Origin of the sequence: Achromobacter spanius (assembly GCF_002812705.1) — a bacterium.
Taxonomy (GTDB): Bacteria; Pseudomonadota; Gammaproteobacteria; order Burkholderiales; family Burkholderiaceae_B; genus Achromobacter; species Achromobacter spanius.
The window spans coordinates 3340106-3359053 of record NZ_CP025030.1; the positions used below are offsets into that span (position 1 = coordinate 3340106).

An 18948-nucleotide genomic window follows, 5' to 3' on the forward strand; every position below is an offset into this window, starting at 1 on the left:
TGCCTGCCTGTGACGGGCTGCCAAAGCACTACACTTGAGCCATCAAGAACACGAGAGGCCGCCATGAACAATCGCACCCAATGGATGGAAGACATCCAAAAGAATATTTCCGACCTGATCGCCCGCAGCCCGGCCGCGGATGTAGAGCGCAACGTGCGCGCGATGATGACGCAGGCGTTTTCGAAGCTGGATCTGGTCACCCGCGAAGAGTTCGACGTGCAAGCTGATTTGTTGGCCCGTACGCGCGCTCGCGTTGATCAACTTTCGGCTCAGGTGCAGCAGATGGAATCGCGTTTGTCCGCATTGGACAAGTGATTGATCGCCAGCCGGTTCGCCGGCTTGCAGTAAAACGACCGCCCTGCGCGGTCGTTTTGCTTTGGCGGCAATGCAGTCTTGATAAGGGACATCATTGTCCCGCTGGGCCTGCGGCCCGCGGGCGGAATTGCCGATACTGACGGTCTTGCATACACGGAGACTGTCTTGACGCTTGCCGTACTTGCCAGCCGCGCGCTTAGCGGCATGCATGCGCACGCCGTCCGGGTCGAAACCCATTTGGGCCCTGGGCTGCCCAGCTTCAACGTCGTGGGGCTTGCCGACACGGAAGTGCGCGAAAGCCGCGAGCGCGTGCGTGCCGCGATTCTGAACAGCGGATTCGATTTTCCTTCCGGACGAATCACGGTCAATTTGTCGCCGGCCGACATCCCCAAGGAATCGGGGCGATTTGATCTGCCCATCGCATTGGGCTTGCTGCTGGCGTCGGGCCAACTGGCCGCGCCCGCCGACGGCGACGTGGCGGGCAAACTGCCTGCGTCTGATCCGTCGCTGGCGGATCTGGTGTTTGCGGGCGAGCTATCCCTGACGGGCGCGTTGGTGCCGGTTGCGGCACCATTGGTCATTGCGTTGAGCGTGGCCCGCGATGCCCCCGGCGCTACGTTGATTTTGCCGGCGGGCAGTGCCGAAGAGGCTGCCTGGGTGCCGGGCTTGCGTGTCTTGTCGGCGCGCAGTTTGGCCGATGTCGCCGCGCATGCCGCGGGCGCGCAATTGCTGCCCGACGCCATCCCGAAGGCATGGCCGCAAGCGCCACCCGGGCCGTGTCTGTCGGATGTACGAGGGCAGGCAGTCGCCCGGCGGGCGTTGGAAGTCGCCGCTGCGGGCGGGCACAGTTTGCTGATGGTAGGCCCGCCGGGGGCAGGTAAAAGCATGCTGGCGGCGCGTTTGCCGGGGCTGCTGCCGCCATTGAGCCGGTCGCAGGCGCTTGAGGCGGCGGCTGTCGCCGCCTTGGCGGGCTTGCCGCAGACCCTGATGGGCGAGCCGCCATTTCGCGCGCCGCACCATTCCGCCTCCGTTGCCGCCCTGGTGGGAGGCGGCAGCCGGCCACGCCCCGGCGAGATCAGCCTGGCGCACAATGGCGTGCTGTTCCTGGACGAATTGCCCGAGTACAGCCGTCGTACCCTGGAGGCGCTGCGCGAGCCCCTGGAGGCGGGCAGGGTGGTTATCGCCCGGGCATTGCACGCCGCGCAGTTTCCGGCGCGGTTTCAACTGATCGCCGCGATGAATCCCTGCCCATGCGGTTGGCGCGGGCACCCCGTGCGGGCCTGCGTGTGCCGGCCGGACCAGGTTGCTCGTTATGTAGGCAAGATATCGGGGCCACTACTGGACCGTATCGATCTGCATGTCGCGCTGCCGCCGTCGGATCCGGAGTCGATGGCGGGGCCAGCGGGAGAAGCCTCAAGCCATGTCTCCGAGCGTGTGCGGCGATGTCGTCAGCGTCAGCACGACCGCCAGGGTAAGCTGAACGCCGCATTGAGCGGCGCGGAGCTTGATCAGTACTGCATGATGCAGGCAGACGCCCAGGCGTTGCTGTTTCAGGCCATGCGTCGTCTGTCCGGATCCGGCCGAGCCTTGCACCGAGCATTGCGGGTTGCCCGTACGGTCGCCGATCTGGAGGGGGCGGACGTGCTGGGCGCCTGCCATGTCGCGCAGGCGGTCCAGTACCGCCGGCCGGGTTTGTAAGGTTGCTTGGAAGCCGGGCTGAGCACCCGCCTCGGGTAATTCCGTATTTCGGCTCGACAACCGCCCGGAAATCACCATATAATCAAAGGCTTTCCCGGATCTGGGCTGCTTGTCTGCCACGTTCCAGGAAGGAAGCCCTGGGAGAAATTCCGGGCAAGCGGCAGCGCTGCAGGTCAGGCGTTGCCGGTAGTAGTGCATCAGTAGAACCCTAGCAATACCCCAGCAGTACCCCAGCAGTACCCCAGCAGTACCCCCCAAGAAGTGGCAACAGGTCTACAAGTTTTGCCGTTGTGTCGGTACCAGCCTTTGGGCTGTCAGCCACCAGCGTCAAGCACCTCGCGTCATGTCAAATCAACTACGAGTTTAAGTTTAGGGAATCATCATGCCCAAGATGAAAACCAAGAAAAGCGCTTCCAAGCGCTTTAAGGTTCGCGGCAGCGGCTCCATCAAGCGCGGTCAGGCGTTCAAGCGCCATATTCTGACCAAGAAGACCACGAAGGCCAAGCGTCAATTGCGCGGCTCGACGGCCGTTCATGAATCCAACGTGGCCTCCGTCAAGGCCATGATGCCTTTCGCTTGATAAGGGAGATCTAATATGCCTCGCGTCAAACGCGGCGTAACTGCCCGCGCACGTCACAAAAAAGTCATTGCCGCCGCCAAGGGTTACCGTGGCCGCCGCGGTAATGTGTTCCGTATTGCCAAGCAAGCAGTCATGCGCGCTGGCCAATACGCCTACCGCGACCGCCGTAACAAGAAGCGCACGTTCCGTGCTCTGTGGATCACGCGTATCAACGCTGCTGTCCGCGAACATGGCGTCAGCTACAGCGTGTTCATCGCTGGTCTGAAGAAGGCTTCGATCGAACTGGACCGCAAGGTTCTGTCCGACCTGGCCGTGCGCGACAAGGCCGGCTTTGCCGCCATCGTGCAACAAGCCAAGGCTGCCTTGGCTGCCTGATCGCGCGCTTTAACTCATCGCGCATCGCTGCAAACGGGGCTGTAATAGCCCCGTTTGCGTTTTGAAGGCTGGATTTCATGACTCTATTGGTTGACGACCTGGTCTCCCAGGCGCAAGAACGGTTCGCCGCGGCTACGGATGCCGCCGCGCTTGAGAACGCAAAGGCTCGATTCCTGGGTAAGGAAGGCGCACTGACGGTGCTGCTGAAAGGCCTGGGCAAACTCGATCCCGAGCAGAAGCGCGAGATGGGCGCCCGGATCAATCAGGCCAAGCAACAAGTCGAAGAGCTCTTGAATTCGCGCCGCGCCGCATTGGCGCAGGCGGAACTGGATGCCCGACTGGCCTCTGAAACCATTGACGTCACCCTGCCGGGCCGTGGTCGCGCGCCTGGAGGCATCCATCCGGTGATCCGGACCTGGGAGCGTGTGGAAGCCATCTTCCGTTCCATTGGCTTCGACGTGGCCGACGGCCCCGAAGTGGAAAACGACTGGACCAATTTCACCGCATTGAACAACCCGCTGGACCATCCGGCGCGTTCCATGCAGGACACGTTCTACGTCGACATGAACGACGCCGACGGCCTGCCGCTGCTGCTGCGCACGCACACCAGCCCCATGCAGGTGCGCTACGCCCGCATGCACAAGCCGCCCATCAAGGTAATTGCACCTGGGCGCACCTATCGCGTCGACAGCGACGCCACGCACTCGCCCATGTTCCACCAGGTGGAAGGGCTCTGGATCGCCGAGGACATCTCGTTTGCCGATCTGAAAGGCGTGTACACCGATTTCCTGCGTTGCTTCTTTGAAAGCGATGATCTCGTCGTGCGTTTCCGTCCGTCGTTCTTCCCCTTCACGGAACCGTCCGCCGAAATCGACATGATGTTCACCTCGGGGCCCAACCGTGGCCGCTGGCTGGAAATTTCCGGCTCGGGCCAGGTGCACCCCGAAGTGGTGCGCAACTTCGGCCTTGATCCCGAGCGCTACATCGGCTTTGCCTTTGGTTCCGGACTGGAGCGCCTGACGATGTTGCGCTACGGCGTCAACGACCTGCGCCAGTTCTACGAAGGCGATTTGCGCTTCCTGCGCCAGTTCAACGAATAACAGACGGCTGATCATGCAATTTCCCGAATCCTGGCTGCGTACGCTGGTCAATCCTCCGATCGCAACCGACGAACTCGCGCACCGGCTCACCATGGCCGGCCTGGAAGTCGAAGACACCGCGCCCGCCGCGCCGCCCTTTACCGGCGTGGTCGTGGGCCACATCGTTGAGATCGCTCCGCATCCCGACGCTGACAAGCTGCGCGTCTGCCAAGTGGACGATGGCTCTGGCGAACGCCTGCAAATCGTGTGCGGTGCACCGAACGCGGCTGCCGGCCTGAAGGTGCCGCTGGCCCGCGTGGGCGCGGAACTGCCCGGCGGCATGAAGATCGGCGTCGCGAAAATGCGCGGCGTGCAATCGTCGGGCATGCTGTGCTCGGCCCGCGAGCTGGGCTTGTCGCAAGACCACGCCGGCCTGTTGGAATTGCCCGCCGACATGGTGCCCGGCCAGTCCATCCGCGAAGCGCTCGACCTGGACGACACGCTCTTCACGCTCAAGCTCACGCCCAACCGCGCCGACTGTCTGTCAATCCTTGGCGTGGCGCGTGAAGTGGCCGCGCTGACGGGTGCTCCGCTGTCCGTGCCCACGGCCGTTGCCGTGCCCGTGCAGCTTGATGAGCGCCTGCCCGTCAAGATTGAAGCCCCTGATCTGTGCGGCCGTTTCGGCGGTCGCGTGATCCGCGGCGTGAACGCCCGCGCTGCAACGCCCGACTGGATGAAGTCGCGCCTGGAGCGTGCCGGCCAACGTTCGCTGTCGGCCTTGGTCGACATCTCGAACTACGTGATGCTTGAGCTGGGTCGTCCGTCGCACGTGTTCGATCTGGACAAGATCGGCGGCGACATCTCCGTGCGCTGGGCGCGCGAAGGTGAAACGCTGGAACTGTTGAACGGCCAGACCGTCGCGCTGGACCCGAAGGTGGGCGTCGTCGTCGCTGGTGATCAGGTGGAAAGCCTGGCCGGCATCATGGGCGGCGAAGCCACCTCCGTGACGCTGGACACGCAGAACATCTATCTGGAAGCCGCGTTCTGGTGGCCGCAAGCCATCGCCGGCCGCGCGCGCCGCTACAAGTTCAGCTCGGAAGCCAGCCATCGCTTCGAGCGTGGCGTGGACTACGCCAGCATCCCCGAGCACATTGAATTCATCACGCGCCTGATCGTTGATATCTGCGGCGGCCAGGTCGGCCCGTTGGATGATCAGATCGTCAACCTGCCCGCGCGTCCGCCCGTGCGCATGCGCCTGGCGCGTTGCCATCGCGTGCTGGGCGTGCCCGTCACGCAGGAACAGGTCGCGAACATTTTCGCCAGCCTGGGTCTGGAATTCACGGTTGAAGGCGATGACTTCATCGTCAATCCGCCGTCGTATCGATTCGATCTTGAGATCGAGGAAGACCTGATCGAGGAAGTGGCTCGCATCTACGGTTTCGAAAGCATTCCCGACGTGCCGCCGATGGCCCGCGCCAAGATGTTCTCGCAGCCCGAAGTGCATCGCGGCGCGCACGCGCTGCGCCGCTTGACCGCCGCGCAGGATTACCAGGAAGTCGTCAACTACAGCTTCGTCGAAGCCGACTGGGAACGCGACTACGCCGGCAACGACACGCCCGTGCGCCTGGTGAACCCGATTGCCAGCCATTTGTCGGTCATGCGTTCAAGCCTGATCGGCGGCCTGGTGGCCAACATCCGTCACAACGCCAACCGCAAGCAGTCGCGCGTTCGTGTGTTCGAACTGGGCCGCGTCTTCATGCGCGACGCCGATGCGCAAGATGGTCCCCTGCAAGTTGCAGGCGTGCGCCAGCCGATGCGTTTGTCGGGCGCCGCCTGGGGCCCGGCCGTTGAAGAGCAGTGGGGCGTTGCCACGCGCCAAGTCGATTTCTTTGACGTGAAGATGGACGTCGAGGCGCTATTCGGCGCACGCGGCCGCCGCTTGCGTTTCGAAGCCGCCGCCCATCCTGCACTGCATCCGGGCCGCAGTGCCCGCATCGAACTGGACGGCAAGCAAGTGGGCTGGCTCGGCGAGCTGCATCCGCGTTGGGCGCAACAAGCCGACTTGGCGCATGCACCTGTCGTGTTTGAGCTGGACGTGGACGCGCTGTCTGAAGGCGAGCTGCCTCAAGTGCGCGAGCTCTCGCGTCAGCCGGTGGTGGTGCGCGATCTGGCACTGTGGGTCGACGCATCCGTCTCCACGCAATCGATGCTGGACACTGTGTTCGCAGCCGTTAAGGCCGATGCCCAACTGGCCGTTGTGCAGGACGCGCGCGTGTTCGACGTGTGGCGCGAGAAGGCCCATGGCGGCGAGCCCGTCACGGAGAAAAGCCTTGCTTTCCGTTTCTGGCTACAGGACACTGAAGTCACCCTGGACGAAGCTCGTGTGGCGGATTGCCTGTCCCGCATCAAGGATGCATTGGTCAGTGCCCACGGCGCGCGCCAGCGTACATGAACCATGGGGAACAGTATGCTTGCTGCCGAGCCACGCACCCTGACCAAGGCTGAGCTTGCCGAACTGCTCTTCGAGCGGGTCGGCCTGAACAAGCGCGAAGCCAAGGACATTGTCGATACCTTCTTCGAGGAAATCCGCGACGCTCTTGCGCGCGGAGATTCCGTCAAGCTCTCGGGTTTTGGCAATTTCCAGGTGCGCGACAAACCGCCGCGCCCGGGCCGCAACCCCAAGACCGGCGAGACCATTCCCATCGCCGCACGCCGCGTGGTTACGTTCCACGCGAGTCAAAAACTCAAGAGCGTGGTGGAGCAGGCCACCCCTGCTGCACCCGACGCCGCGGAGTGATACGCTTTGTCGGTAATTGTTATCGGCACCCAGCTTACTCGCGGCATAAAATTCGCTTATGACACGTACTGAATCCACCGTTACGCTACCGCCCATTCCCGCCAAGCGTTACTTCACCATTGGTGAAGTCAGCGAGCTGTGCGGCGTCAAGCCTCATGTCTTGCGGTACTGGGAGCAGGAATTCACCCAGCTCAAGCCGGTCAAGCGGCGCGGCAACCGCCGCTACTATCAGCATCATGAAGTGCTGCTGATCCGCCGCATCCGTTCCTTGCTGTATGAACAAGGCTTCACCATCAGCGGCGCACGCAATCGCTTGGGCGACGCGCGCGACATGCCGCACGATCAGGACGCGGCGGTGCGCTTGTCCGGTGCCGAAATGCAAGGCTTGCGCAACGAACTCGCCAACGTCTCGACGATGTTGGCCGATGCTTTGGGCTTGCCTGCGAACGCGACCAGCTCCGCCAACACCGCAAGCAACAGCAACGTTGGCACCGCGGTCTGAGCGCTGAGCTGATCTACCGCTTCATCGTCGTCAAAGATCTTCCGGCAGTACGCAACATCCGCAACGCGCGCCGCTGATCCAGCAGCGCGCGTTGCACATCGCAGTGCCTTTGCGCGTCATGCGCCGTCTTGTATGTAGCTGATGCAAGCGACGAACATGAGGCGCAAATTTTTTTGAGTATTCAGCACTTTTTTTGCACCAATCCGTGCAAACAAATTTTTGTTCTGCTATACTCTTTTTCTTTCGGGGCGTAGCGCAGCCTGGTAGCGCACTTGCATGGGGTGCAAGGGGTCGCGAGTTCGAATCCCGCCGTCCCGACCAGCAATACCCTAGGGGGTTAGTGATAGTAATCACTAACCCCCTTTCTCATTGTTGGCGCATTCTGGGGACTTTGCTCTATTGTTGTCGGTGCAATGCCGTCAACGCAGGCGTGTGATCATTGCTGTGTGCAATACGCTTGCTCAAGCATTGCGACAACTACCCGGAGATCAAGAATGCGAAAGCTAATTGCAGTGGTGCTCGCTTTTTCTGCCTTGATTGGCTTTGCTCAAGCGCAGAACATCGATTCATCGCCGATGGATCATTCCAAGATGGACCATGCGGCTCACATGAAAGAGAAGGCTGACGCGCAACGTCAGACTGAGGTGTCCCAGCGGGGCAAGGATGTGATGCCTTTCAGCTTGTCGGCCACGACCCATATTTTCACCAAGAGTGCGGACGGTGGCGTTCAGCGTGTGGTGGCGAAGGATGCGTCAGACGTTGATCAAGTGGCGCGGATTCGGCAGCATTTGCAGGAAATCCAAGCGCAGTTCTTGAAAGGGGACTTCTCGGGCCCGAGCCACATTCATGGTCAAGGCATGCCAGGATTGGCTGAACTGCAAAAAGCCACCCCAGGGCGAATCGACATTACCTATCAAGACGTTAAAGGGGGCGCGCAGTTGACGTACACGGCGAAAGAAGCGCCCCTGGCTGGTGCATTGCAAAAATGGTTTGATGCCCAGCTATCTGACCATGGCAACGATGCTGTCGAAGGGCATGAATCCCATTGACTGACTGCTTTTCTGGCGTCTTGCCAGATGGAGTCATCATCGAATCGCAACGAAAAAATCACGGACTCTGGTGTAACGTATCGCTCCATCTCAGTCCCCCAAAGGCAAGCCTGTGGCTAGCAAACTCGCTGGAACTCAGGTCATCGCGTTGACCTTCAAAGCCATCCGTCAACAAGGCCGTCGAATGATGGCGACCGCGCCTGGGTCATTGGCCGCATTCATCGTTACGCTGCCTTTCGCGTTGCTGTTGTCCAACTCCGTGGGCACGATGCAGTTTGTGTTTCTACTGCTGGCCATGGTGAACCTGCTGGCGTTGGCGCGGGTGACCTTTACTTGGCTGGGGATGCTTGTCGGCCGGGATACTGCCGCGGTGCAGCTTTCGCGAGGGAGCAACGCCGAGGCCAAGCATCTGGCTTTGCTGGTGCTCTTTGTGGTCGTGGTGGGCGCGTTATTGCGGGCGTCCGCTGATATCCCAATATTGCTTTACTTCGCGATGAATGGCGTGGGCGACACCGGGTTCTTCATCGCGCTGTTCATCGTGCTGGGCCTGCTTTGGGTGCCTTTTGTGTATGCCGGCGCTGTGTTGGCGTTGAGCTGGGTGTGCGCCGTGGCGTCGGGTGAATATCGCTTCAAGGCCATGTGCGATGCCATGCGTTTCAAGCGTTGGCCCTTGGTCAGTGCGCTGTTTTTCTTGCTTGTGTCCGTGGGCTTTACCAAGACCATGGTGGCGGACGTGGCGCGTTACCCGACGACGTCTGGCGTTGGGTTCAGCGTAGCCGGCATGCTGATCAGCATCGGCATGCTTGTGATCGTGACCGTGATGTGCGCGGTGGCGTATCGCGAGTCCGTGCCGCAAACAGCCGATACGGCGGGCGATCCCGCCGTGGTTGCGTGAGCCATGCGTACACAACATCAAATCCCTTGCGGTCGCGCGATGCTTTCTGCGGAAGCGGAGGGTAGCGGCGACCCGGTCGTGTTCTTGCACGCCGCCATTTGCGACCACCGCATGTGGGATGTGCAGATGTCGGGCATTGCGGCCGGCAACAAGGGCATTGCGTATGACCGGCGTGGCTATGGGAAGACGCATGCCGTGGCAGAGGATTATTCGGCGATTGCGGATTTGATAGCAGTGATTGATGCCTTGGCGGACGGCAAGCCGGTGATCTTGGTTGGATGCTCGCAGGGTGCGCGGGTGGCGCTGGACGCTGCGCTGCTACATCCGTCCCGCGTGCGGGGGCTGGTGTTGATTGCACCGACGGTGCCAGGCGCGCCCGAGCCGGAGTTTCCGGCCAACGTCAAAGCACTGATGGCGGCGCTGAAGCAGGCGGAGGCCGACGGCGACAAAGATCGCGTGAACACGTTGAAGGCGCGCCTATTCCTGGACGGGCCTTGTGAACCGGAAGGGCGCGTAGCGGGCGCTGCACGTCAGCGCTTTCTTGAAATGAATGCCGCCATATTGCAGTCGCCGTATGGTGGAGTAAGCCTAGATGATTTGCCCACCTACGGGCGTTTAAATGAGATCCGCAAGCCGGCGCTGGTGATGTGGGGTGACTGCGATTTTCCACATATTCAGGCACGAAGCCGGCAGGTGGCGACGATGCTGGCGAACGGCACTGGTCAAGCCTTGTCCGGCACGGCCCATTTGCCCAGCTTGGACCGGCCGGCCGAATTGACCGTCGAGATCTTGGCGTTCATCCATCGCATCGCCAATCAGGCCTGAGCGCGCGCTACAGGCTTCAGCGTTTCAGGTTTGAACCCTGTAGGCTTTAGCGCCTCGGCCACGGCCTAGGCTTCAGCGCATCAGGCATCAGCGCTTCTTGCCCGCGCCGCGCGGCATCGGCGCAAGCGGGGTGCCGACGTGTGAGGCCAGCCAGTGTTCGATCTTGTCGTCCCGGCGTGCTGCCCAATCCTTGCCTAGTTCCAGCACCAGCATGTTGCGCGTATCGCCCAGGTCTTGGCCCGGTTCCTTCTGGAACATGGCGCGCCAGATTTCCGAGGCCACCATATCCGTCGTGAGCAACACGCCGATGCCCTTGGCGTCGATCCATAGTGGCGCGGCGCGGTCATCCACGTGCTTCTTGAGGTTTTCAAGCTGCTTTTGGGCGAGTGAGGCGTTGTCTTTGGATGCCGCGATCAAGATCAGGTATTGCCGGTGGCCGACAACGGGTTCGTCGGCGTCGCCAAAAGGGTTTTCCATGGTGCATTCCTTGCAGGAGTAAAGCGCGCTTCGGGCCGCGAGGACGGCCCAGGAAGACAGGGTACTCGACCTGCGCGCCCGCGCCGCGCTGTTATGGCGAAAGTCGTGGCTTTCTGTGCCTGTCGCAACCCTCGCAGTGGCGCGCATACTCGTGCCATTCACACCCCAATGAGAGACCTTTGATGCGCTACCGCTACGTGACGGCCGATGTATTCACCACGCAGACCTATTGCGGCAACCCTCTGGCGGTCGTGCTGGACGCCGAGGGGCTGGATGGTGCGCAGATGCAGCGCATCGCGCGCGAATTCAACTACTCGGAAACCAGCTTCGTACTGCCGCCGAAAGATCGTGCCAATACGGCCTGGGTGCGGATCTTCACGCCTGATCGCGAGGTGCCGTTCGCGGGGCATCCGAATGTGGGTACGGCGGTGGTGCTGGCTCGCGAAATGGTGGCGGCGGGGCGCCCGGCGCCGGATGCCTTTGTCTTTGAAGAGGCTGCGGGTCTGGTGCGCATCGCCCTGCGGTCGGGCGCCAAGGGCGTGGAAAGCGTGGAGCTGCAAGCGCCGCAACCGTTGTCTCGCGCCAGCGAAGTCTCCGCCGCGGATCTGGCGCGCGCGCTGAAATTGGAGCCGTCCGACATCGAGATGTCCGAGCATGCGCCGCAGGTGGTGTCGGTGGGGTTGATATTCCTGGTGGCGCAGTTGGCCAGCCGCGACGCCTTGCGTCGTGCGTCGCCGGATTCAAACGGCTACGCGGCGCTGCTGCCGTTGGACGGGGCGAAGTCGATCTACGTCTACACCACCGACACCAGCAGCGATACGGTCGACGCCCCGACGGATATCCAGGCGCGGATGTTCACCGGCCGCATGACGGAAGACCCCGCCACCGGCAGCGCCACGGCGGCCGTCACGGCGCTGCGCGCAGCCTTGCGCGGGCGCGGGAAGTTGGAATTGCGCGTAGGGCAGGGGGTGGACATGGGCCGGGCCAGCCTGTTGCTGGCGCATGCCGAACCCCGCGCCGATGGCGTATGGGCAGGCGTGGCGGGTCACGCAGTGGTGGTGATGGAAGGGTCGTTGCCCGCGCCGGAACTGGGCTGAATCCACCTTGATTGCGCGCAGGGGCCTCGTGTATGCTGGCCCGCATGAACGCACTGCATTTTTCTCCCGCATGTCGGGCAGGCAACCGACGAGTCACTCGACGCTTATGTTGAGTGGCTAGTCACGTCAAGGCGCCGCGCATGCGGCGCCGTCCCTTGAAGGCCACGATACCTCTCGTGGCCTTTTTGTTTGCAGGGTTTGTGGCGATGCTATTTGTTTGCACCGCTGCGTTCGAGACGGTTCGCCAGGCCTTCGTTTTCCTCGCTACAGGAACGAAGCATGACTATGACTATCCAAGCATTGGCCATCCAACCCTATCAACCCGCCGATGAGGCCGCCCTGATCCAGTTATGGCGCGACTGCGGCCTGACGCGCCCCTGGAACGATCCGGTCAAGGACATCGCGCGCAAAGCGACTGTGCAAGCCAATCTGTTTTTGGTGGGCAAGATTGACGGCGCCATCGTCGCCACGGTGATGGGCGGCTATGACGGGCATCGGGGTTGGGTGAATTACCTGGCGGTGTCGCCGGCGCATCAGCGGCGGGGCTACGCCACGGTGCTGATGCGTGCCCTTGAAGCGCGCTTGCTCGCTATGGGCTGCCCGAAGATCAACCTGCTGATCCGGTCGGGCAACCTGGGCGTGCAGGCCTTTTACAAGAGCCTGGGCTTTCAACTGGACGAGGTCGTAAGCCTGGGCAAGCGCCTGATTCCGGATACGTAAGGCGGATATCTATGACGCGCCCAGCGATACGGTCGCCAGCGCTTAGATGGCGACCGTCAAATAGACCGCTTCGCGGCCAACGATCGGCATGCGCGTGGGCATGAAGATCGTGCACTGGTCACACGGCGATCGTATTTCCTCGGCGCCGTTCGTGGCTATCAACTCGCCTTTGTCGAAGGTCTCGAAGCCAATGACCGGGCGGGTGAAGCGGAAGTCTTCAGACTTCACCATGTGCACTTCAAGCAGGCGATAACGTTGCGGCACGGGCGGGGGCGCGGCGTCCTGGGGCGCATCGATCAAACCGGTGTGGGCAAGGAAGCGCAGCGTCACGTCGGTGGCCAGTTCAGCGGCCGAACGCGCGAAGTGCTGGCCGCATTCGACCACCAGCGCACCACCGCTGTCGGACGACGGGTCACCATGGTGGCCATAGCCCATCACGCCCGTGCCGGGAAACTTGTGCTGCGGCATGACCAGATGCACGGCGGGGGCACCCACGGCCGCTGCCAACGCGGTGTTGCGGTCCATCTCGTTGTAGACCCAGAAAGGTTGCACCGGCGCGCGGGTCGAGTGGATGTCCAGCACGAAGTCTGCTGCGTCCAAGACCGGCCGCAACTCGCGCGCGCGACGCAATTCGGGGCTGTCTTCGGAACCGTCCAGCATGGCCGCTGACCAGATGCGGTTCAAGTTGTGGACCAGTTGGCGGTTTTCGTACGGGTTGTCGATGTCGAAGGCCTCATAGGCTTCGACGTGGGCGAAGCTGACCGTCAATGTGCCGATCTTCGGCCGTACGCCGTTGTCCAGCAAATGGGTGGCGGCGACCATGCCACAGATTTCGTTGCCGTGCGTGATGGCGTTGATCAGTACGTGAGGGCCGGGCACGCCGGATTCAAAACGATGCACGTACGGGATGCCGGTGTTGCCTTCGCGGTATGCCGATAGGTCGCGGGGCAGGATTTCCAGGGGGGCGGTGTCGGGTTCGAAAGCAGTGGGTTGCATGGGGATGTTTGGCCTCTTGTTGAACGTTGCAATATACCCCTGGGTATCGCGCTCTGGTCCATCGTGCTTTTTTTTGAATCGCAAAAAATAATGAAAATGGCGCGAAAAGGGGGGGATTTCGCCGCTTGCGATGGTTCGCAAGATGCGTCAGCACTAGGCGAAATAGTGCGCCATAACCCGTTGAAACGACTGCTTTTCAGCATCATTATTTTTTGGCATATTGCGCGCGGTGAGTTCGATTTCAGGAGCGAAAAGAATGGGTTCGGTGCCGCAACGGCATATCGATGGTTTTCAAGTCGGTTGTGAAATCGTAAGCCTGGATGCAGGCGTGTTGGCCATCGAGATAATCGTGAGCCGGGTAGGCAATGACGGTGGACAGCAACGCTGGTCCTTGCCGCGCTTCGTGACGTTCGCCGACGCCGATGTGGCTCGGCGTCACGCGGAACTGGTTTTGTCGGGCATTGTGTCCGTGGATGTGGCTACGGGCGAGCCGCGTTATGGCATTCTGTAGTGATGTAGCACCGGTAGGAAAATGCCCTACCAAATGTTGCCGTGTGATTGGGGGTGATTTCTCGCCCGCAGGCGCATGGTTGTTGAAGAAGACCCGCCTAGGTCAGGGCGGCAGCAGGTAGGTTTTGTTTCGTTTATCACAATCCGATGCCGCGGCCCGGCGGGTTTGGCCGGTACATTGGTAGCGGATGACAACAATAAAGGAGAGTTCCATGCTTGATACTTTTCCTGTCCTGCGTCGTGTAGGCATCGCGGCGACTATCGGTGTGGCAGGCCTGCTGTTTGCGGGTTGCACCACTACCTCGCCAAAATCTTCCGCGACGGCCACTGAAAAGCGCGATTCGATGAATAGCGCGGCCAATGCAACCCTGACCAAACTCTACGAGGCATCGCCGCAGTCCAAGGAATTGGTGGCGCGTGCAAAGGGCGTGCTGGTGTTCCCTGATGTATTGAGCGGCAGCTTCATTGTGGGCGCCGAGCATGGCAACGGTGTGCTGCGCGTGGGTGGGACCAACGCCGGCTACTACAGCACGACGGCGGGTTCGATCGGCTTCCAGGCTGGCGCGCAATCCAAGGCCATGGTGCTGCTGTTCATGACGGATGACGCATTGAACAAGTTCCGTAACAGCAGCGGCTGGACGGTGGGTGCTGACGCCACGGTGGCGGTGGTGAATATCGGCGCGAACGGCCGTATTGACACCAACACGGCGCAGCAGCCGATTGTTGGCTTCGTGATGAATAACGGTGGCCTGATGGCTGGGGTTTCGCTGGCGGGCACCAAGATCTCCAAGCTCGACTGGTAAGATCTTTCCCCATGAAAAAACGCCGCGGATTTTTGAACTGACCCCAAGAAGTTGGACAGTTAAAAGCTAAGGGCCGAAGGCCTGGGTCCGGTATTGAACCGGGCTCAGGCCTTTTAGCTTGAGCTTGATGCGGTGGTGATTGTAGTAGTTGATGTAGCGGCGGATGCCGGCCTGTAGCTGCTCGATGCTCTCGAAGCGGTTCAGATGGAAGAACTCCGACTTGAGCGTGCCGAAGAAGCTCTCCATGGCGGCGTTGTCCAGGCAGTTTCCCTTGCGGGACATGCTCTGGGTGACGGCGCGCTCGGCTAGCAGGCGCCGGTAGGCGCGTTGCTGGTATTGCCAGCCCTGATCCGAGTGCAGCAACGGCGTATCCAAGGGTTTGAGCTTGGCGAAGGCCTTTTTCAGCATCTTGGTCACCAGGCTGAACACCGGGCGCTGCTCGGTTTGATAGGCCACGATCTCGCCGTTGTACAGGTCCATCACCGGGGACAGATACAGCTTCTTGCCCTGGACGTTGAACTCGGTCACGTCGGTTGCCCACTTCTGGTTGGGGCCAGGCGCCTCGAACTGGCGCTTGAGCAAATCCGGTGCGATCCGGCCTACCTCGCCACGGTATGAGCGATATTTCTTGGCCCGCACTAGCGATTTGATCCCCAGCGCCTGCATCAGGCGCTGCACCGTCTTGTGGTTGATCAGTTCGCCGGCCTGGCGCAGCACCGAGGTGATCCGGCGATAGCCGTAGCGCCCCTTGTGGCGGGCATAGACGGCACCGATCCTGGCCTTGAGCCCGGCGTACTTGTCCGCCGCGCCCTGCGCCTTCAGATGGTAGTAAAACGTGCTGCGCGACAGCCGGGCTGCGCGCAGCAACAATGCCAGCGGGTGTGCCGACCTCAATCCTTGGACCATTTGCGCTTTTTGACGAGCGCTTCGGTCCGTTCCGCTTGGATCAAGGCCTTCAATTTTTTTAGGTAGTCGAGCTCCGCACGCAGATAGGCATTCTCTTTGCGCAACTCGTCCTCGGTCATGTCTTTGGGGGTCGGTGCCGGAGGGTATTTATGCGGCATGGGACGTCTACCTTTAGTTCGCGGCGCCAACGCGCCTGCTCCCCCAGCATCATACTGGGCGCGCCAGATGCCGATGCTGCCCGCGTGACGAATGTCATAGAGCGCCGCAGCCTGGCGATCTGACAGGCCATCAAGGTCTATCCGCCCAAGCACCTCCTGCTTGAACGCCGCATCGTAATGACTGAACTTCTTGGCTAGCCCAGCACTGCCGTGCTGCTCGTAGCTCGCTACCCAACGGCGCAGCATCGAATGCTCGATCCCATGGCTGCGGGCCACCTCTCGATAGCCAAGCTGGCCAGCTAAGTAATGCCTTACCGCATTCAGCTTGAATCGCTCATCGTACTTCGTCATGAAAAACACCCCAAAGGTCGGACGGGTGTCCAACTTCTGGGGTGCAGTTCATTTTTCCGCGGCGTTTTTATTTTGGCTCGGCTTATTCGCCAAGCCCACTAAATCAACCGATCAGGTTGTCGCCGTTACTGCGCACGGCGCTTTCGCGTTGGATTTCAGCTTCTTCGATGTCGGGGTCCAGGCCGCGCCATCGCAGGATGCGACCGCGTTCGGGCTCGGGTTCCCAACCCAGCATGCCGTAGCGCGTGATTTCGGTTTCGCCTGTGTCGAATTCGACTTCAAAGTAACCCTGACGATCGGGTAGCGTGCTGCCGGGGGACCATTCTGTTTCGGGCATGGTTGCTCCTTGCTAAGCGATGGGAGGGAAGGCCGGCGCACATGCGGCGCCGACGCAATCATTGTGCGGGTGCCCGCTGGATCCCGCAAGCTTGCCGATCACGTGGCGCCAGCCATCAGGCAAGCGGCACGGCGGTGGTGTAGAGCACTTGCTTCAGCGCAAAGCTTGAACGGATGCTGGCAACGCCCGGAATGCGCGTGATGTGCTCGACGATCAGGCGTTCCAGTGCATCCACGTCCGGCACCAGCGCGCGGATCAGGTAATCGGCGTCGCCCGACATCAGATAGCACTCCATGATTTCCGGCAGCACGGCAATTTCGCGTTCGAAGACATCCAGCGCGGCCTTGCGTTGCTTGTCCAGCGAGATCTGGATGAACACGTTGACCTTCAGCCCAAGCTTGCGCGCATTCAGCAGTGTGACCCGGCGGTCGATCAGCCCATCGGTTTCCAGGCGCCGGACACGGGCCAGGCAGGGCGAGGCCGACAGGTTGACCCGGGCGGCAAGCTCGACATTGGTCAGGCGTGCGTCGCGTTGAAGTTCGTTCAGGATTCGGATGTCGGTTGCATCCAGGTTGATTTCCGGCATAAGTCACCTAGCTTTGTCGATTGGCAGCGCATTCGTGCTGAGGCAGGAGTTTATCGGAGTGCATTCAGGTGAAATATGCTGGGGTTTACCCTATAGACTATTCCTTCCTTTTGCCAATCGGCAAAAGCACAGAATATTCAAGCGGTAGAGCAGGCAGTGATGAGTCAGCAAAGTGCGTTGCGCAGGTTTTTGCCCTTGGTGGGTGCGGTCCTGATCTGGGGCGGCAATTGGCCCGTCATGAAGATGGGGCTGGCGCACATGAGCCCGCTTTGGCTGGCGGCCAGCCGTTTTGGATCGGCGGCGCTGATCAGCATGGTGGTACTGGCGGTGTTGGGGCGATTGCGCTTGCCGACGCGCCAGGAATGGCCGCTGGTGGCGGGCGTGGCCATGCTGCAAATGGGCGCGTTCACGGCGTTGGCGCTGTGGGCGCTGCAATACGTGGCGCCTGGCCGCGCGTCCGTCATTGCGTACGCCACGTCGATATGGGTCATTCCGTTGTCGGCATTGATTCTGAAAGAGCGCTTGAGCGCGGGCCAGTGGCTGGCAACGGCCCTTAGTTATGCGGGCATAGCCGTGATCGTGGCGCCCGCATTCAGCCCGTGGCAGGCGCATACGGCGATCGGCCTGATCATGCTGCTGGGCGCCTCGTTCGCGTGGGCGTGCAACATCATCCAACTGCGCGGCAGCCGCCATGTGCGCTTGGGCGCTGACATGATTCCCTGGCAGACCGCGCTGGCCACGCTGCCATTGGTTGCGCTGGCCTGGATGCGTGACGGCGCGCCCACGTTTCTGGCGGTGCCGGACGCCTGGCCCATTATTCTGTACACGGGTCCGTTGGCCACCGCGCTGACTTTCATTGTGGTGCTGGGCATGACGCAAAAGATGCCGCCCGTAGCTACGTCCATTGCGATGTTGTGCGTGCCGGTCATCGGCTTGGTCGTTTCGTCGGTGGTCTTTCATGAACGCATTTCGGCAGACCTGGCGTTGGGCCTGTGCTTGATCGCCGCCAGCGTTGCGGCATCCGCCGTGGCGGCGCGCATGAAGCGTCCGCTTGCGCTGCGGCCGTCTTAGAACGCTTTAGAATGTCGTGCGCCGGGCGGGGCCTGGCAACACCTGTAGGTGCGCGGCAGAATGGATTCGTTATATGTGTTGGTCGTGGTCGGTGCGGTGGCTGCCGGCTTCGTGCAAGGGTTATCAGGGTTCGGCTTTGGGTTGGTGGCCATGTCATTCTGGGCGTGGACGATAGACCCCCGATTGGCGGCGGCGATGACCGTGTTCGGTGGGTTGACCGGCCAGTTGCTGGCCGCATTCACCGTGCGTCGAGGGTTTGCGTGGTCAAACCTTCTGCCTTTCGTGGCGGGCGGGCTGGTGGGCATACCCGTTGGCGTGCAGCTCTTGCCGCATCTGGACCCCGTGATATTCAAGGCCTGTATTGGCGGCTTGCTGGCGGTCTGGTGCCCGCTGATGTTGTTCGCCACGCGCTTGCCGCGCATCACGGCGGGCGGCAAGGTGGCTGATGGGGTGGTAGGCGCGATGGGTGGCGTCATGGGCGGCATCGGCGGCTTTACTGGCGTGATCCCAACCCTGTGGTGTACCTTGCGCGGTTTTGATCGCGACGTGCAACGGTCGGTGATCCAGAACTTCAACCTGTCGATGCTGGTCGTGACGATGGCGGGCTACCTCTACACGGGCGTGGTCACGCGCGACATGCTGCCGCTTTTCGCCATCATCCTGCCGGCGATGCTGGTGCCCACATTGCTGGGCGCTCGCTTGTATGTGGGCATCAGCGATGTGACGTTTCGCCGCGTCGTGCTGGGCCTGTTGACGCTGTCGGGCGTGGCGCTGCTGGTCTCTTCGGTGCCCAAGCTTTTGACGTAGCCAGGCGGGCTTGA

Annotated in this window: 22 protein-coding genes and 1 tRNA gene; 18 read left to right on the plus strand and 5 right to left on the minus strand. The window is 61.5% G+C overall.

Features of this window, described 5'->3' with window-relative positions:
• Positions 1–63 precede the first annotated feature (63 nt).
• From CVS48_RS15160 to CVS48_RS15215, 12 genes are all read left to right on the plus strand, one after another.
• Positions 64–315 carry an accessory factor UbiK family protein gene (locus CVS48_RS15160; RefSeq protein ID WP_100855156.1) on the plus strand — a complete coding sequence of 84 codons (252 nt, stop codon included), beginning with the start codon at positions 64–66 and terminating at the stop codon, positions 313–315.
• Between the two features lie 165 nt (positions 316–480).
• Positions 481–2013: a YifB family Mg chelatase-like AAA ATPase gene (locus CVS48_RS15165; protein WP_100855157.1), complete on the plus strand. Its 1533-nt coding sequence runs from the start codon at positions 481–483 to the stop codon at positions 2011–2013.
• A 382-nt stretch (positions 2014–2395) separates the two neighbouring features.
• Positions 2396–2593, plus strand: coding sequence for a 50S ribosomal protein L35 (gene rpmI / locus CVS48_RS15170; RefSeq protein ID WP_006218740.1), 198 nt, complete (start codon positions 2396–2398; stop codon positions 2591–2593).
• A 15-nt stretch (positions 2594–2608) separates the two neighbouring features.
• Positions 2609–2968 (plus strand): 50S ribosomal protein L20, encoded by a 360-nt coding sequence (gene rplT, locus CVS48_RS15175; RefSeq protein WP_100855158.1) that lies wholly within the window; start codon positions 2609–2611, stop codon positions 2966–2968.
• Positions 2969–3045: 77 nt separating this feature from the next.
• A complete protein-coding gene (gene pheS / locus CVS48_RS15180; protein ID WP_006218742.1) occupies positions 3046–4068 on the plus strand; it encodes a phenylalanine--tRNA ligase subunit alpha in 1023 nt (340 codons plus the stop codon).
• Between the two features lie 13 nt (positions 4069–4081).
• Positions 4082–6499, plus strand: a complete 2418-nt coding sequence (pheT, locus tag CVS48_RS15185) for a phenylalanine--tRNA ligase subunit beta (protein WP_100855159.1) — start codon at positions 4082–4084, stop codon at positions 6497–6499.
• 3 nt (positions 6500–6502) lie between these two features.
• Positions 6503–6844, plus strand: a complete 342-nt coding sequence (locus tag CVS48_RS15190; protein ID WP_006218744.1) for an integration host factor subunit alpha — start codon at positions 6503–6505, stop codon at positions 6842–6844.
• A 58-nt stretch (positions 6845–6902) separates the two neighbouring features.
• Positions 6903–7346 carry a MerR family transcriptional regulator gene (locus CVS48_RS15195; RefSeq protein ID WP_100855160.1) on the plus strand — a complete coding sequence of 148 codons (444 nt, stop codon included), beginning with the start codon at positions 6903–6905 and terminating at the stop codon, positions 7344–7346.
• A gap of 244 nt (positions 7347–7590) precedes the next feature.
• Positions 7591–7667, plus strand: a tRNA-Pro gene (locus tag CVS48_RS15200).
• 173 nt (positions 7668–7840) lie between these two features.
• Positions 7841–8395 (plus strand): aspartate carbamoyltransferase, encoded by a 555-nt coding sequence (locus tag CVS48_RS15205; protein ID WP_100855161.1) that lies wholly within the window; start codon positions 7841–7843, stop codon positions 8393–8395.
• 112 nt (positions 8396–8507) lie between these two features.
• Positions 8508–9290, plus strand: a complete 783-nt coding sequence (locus tag CVS48_RS15210) for a hypothetical protein (RefSeq protein WP_126376167.1) — start codon at positions 8508–8510, stop codon at positions 9288–9290.
• A gap of 3 nt (positions 9291–9293) precedes the next feature.
• A complete protein-coding gene (locus CVS48_RS15215; RefSeq protein WP_100855163.1) occupies positions 9294–10115 on the plus strand; it encodes an alpha/beta fold hydrolase in 822 nt (273 codons plus the stop codon).
• 87 nt (positions 10116–10202) lie between these two features.
• Here the strand turns inward: CVS48_RS15215 and CVS48_RS15220 are convergent, their stop codons facing one another.
• Complete coding sequence (locus CVS48_RS15220) at positions 10203–10592, minus strand: hypothetical protein (protein WP_100855164.1); 390 nt, start codon at positions 10590–10592, stop codon at positions 10203–10205.
• A 182-nt stretch (positions 10593–10774) separates the two neighbouring features.
• On the opposite strand from CVS48_RS15220, the gene CVS48_RS15225 reads away from it, so the two are divergent.
• Both CVS48_RS15225 and CVS48_RS15230 read left to right on the plus strand, forming a co-directional pair.
• On the plus strand, positions 10775–11689 hold the full coding sequence (locus CVS48_RS15225; RefSeq protein ID WP_100855165.1) for a PhzF family phenazine biosynthesis protein: 915 nt from the start codon (positions 10775–10777) through the stop codon (positions 11687–11689).
• A 285-nt stretch (positions 11690–11974) separates the two neighbouring features.
• Positions 11975–12409, plus strand: coding sequence for a GNAT family acetyltransferase (locus CVS48_RS15230; protein WP_100855166.1), 435 nt, complete (start codon positions 11975–11977; stop codon positions 12407–12409).
• Between the two features lie 42 nt (positions 12410–12451).
• Here the strand turns inward: CVS48_RS15230 and CVS48_RS15235 are convergent, their stop codons facing one another.
• The gene (locus CVS48_RS15235; RefSeq protein WP_100855167.1) at positions 12452–13405 is read right to left on the minus strand and encodes a M14 family metallopeptidase; all 954 of its coding nucleotides are present in this window, start codon (positions 13403–13405) and stop codon (positions 12452–12454) included.
• A gap of 256 nt (positions 13406–13661) precedes the next feature.
• Here CVS48_RS15235 and CVS48_RS15240 point away from each other — a divergent pair, with 256 nt between their 5' ends.
• Positions 13662–13916 carry a hypothetical protein gene (locus CVS48_RS15240; protein WP_100855168.1) on the plus strand — a complete coding sequence of 85 codons (255 nt, stop codon included), beginning with the start codon at positions 13662–13664 and terminating at the stop codon, positions 13914–13916.
• Positions 13917–14127: 211 nt separating this feature from the next.
• Positions 14128–14718: a BPSL1445 family SYLF domain-containing lipoprotein gene (locus CVS48_RS15245; protein WP_100855169.1), complete on the plus strand. Its 591-nt coding sequence runs from the start codon at positions 14128–14130 to the stop codon at positions 14716–14718.
• 66 nt (positions 14719–14784) lie between these two features.
• Here CVS48_RS15245 and CVS48_RS15250 read toward each other — a convergent pair.
• The 3 genes from CVS48_RS15250 to CVS48_RS15260 all read right to left on the minus strand — a co-directional run bounded on the left by CVS48_RS15250 (position 14785) and on the right by CVS48_RS15260 (position 17056).
• Positions 14785–16133, minus strand: a protein-coding gene (locus tag CVS48_RS15250; RefSeq protein ID WP_419191443.1) for an IS3 family transposase whose coding sequence is annotated in 2 segments (ribosomal slippage) — positions 14785–15648 and positions 15651–16133 — 1347 coding nt in all. Because the reading frame shifts where the segments join, the coding sequence is not laid out codon by codon here.
• 103 nt (positions 16134–16236) lie between these two features.
• Positions 16237–16470 (minus strand): hypothetical protein, encoded by a 234-nt coding sequence (locus CVS48_RS15255; protein WP_100855170.1) that lies wholly within the window; start codon positions 16468–16470, stop codon positions 16237–16239.
• Between the two features lie 115 nt (positions 16471–16585).
• The gene (locus CVS48_RS15260; RefSeq protein ID WP_006218755.1) at positions 16586–17056 is read right to left on the minus strand and encodes an Lrp/AsnC family transcriptional regulator; all 471 of its coding nucleotides are present in this window, start codon (positions 17054–17056) and stop codon (positions 16586–16588) included.
• Positions 17057–17215: 159 nt separating this feature from the next.
• Here CVS48_RS15260 and CVS48_RS15265 point away from each other — a divergent pair, with 159 nt between their 5' ends.
• Positions 17216–18127 carry a DMT family transporter gene (locus CVS48_RS15265; protein WP_100855171.1) on the plus strand — a complete coding sequence of 304 codons (912 nt, stop codon included), beginning with the start codon at positions 17216–17218 and terminating at the stop codon, positions 18125–18127.
• A 60-nt stretch (positions 18128–18187) separates the two neighbouring features.
• Positions 18188–18934 (plus strand): sulfite exporter TauE/SafE family protein, encoded by a 747-nt coding sequence (locus tag CVS48_RS15270; RefSeq protein WP_100855172.1) that lies wholly within the window; start codon positions 18188–18190, stop codon positions 18932–18934.
• The last annotated feature ends 14 nt before the right edge of the window (positions 18935–18948 follow it).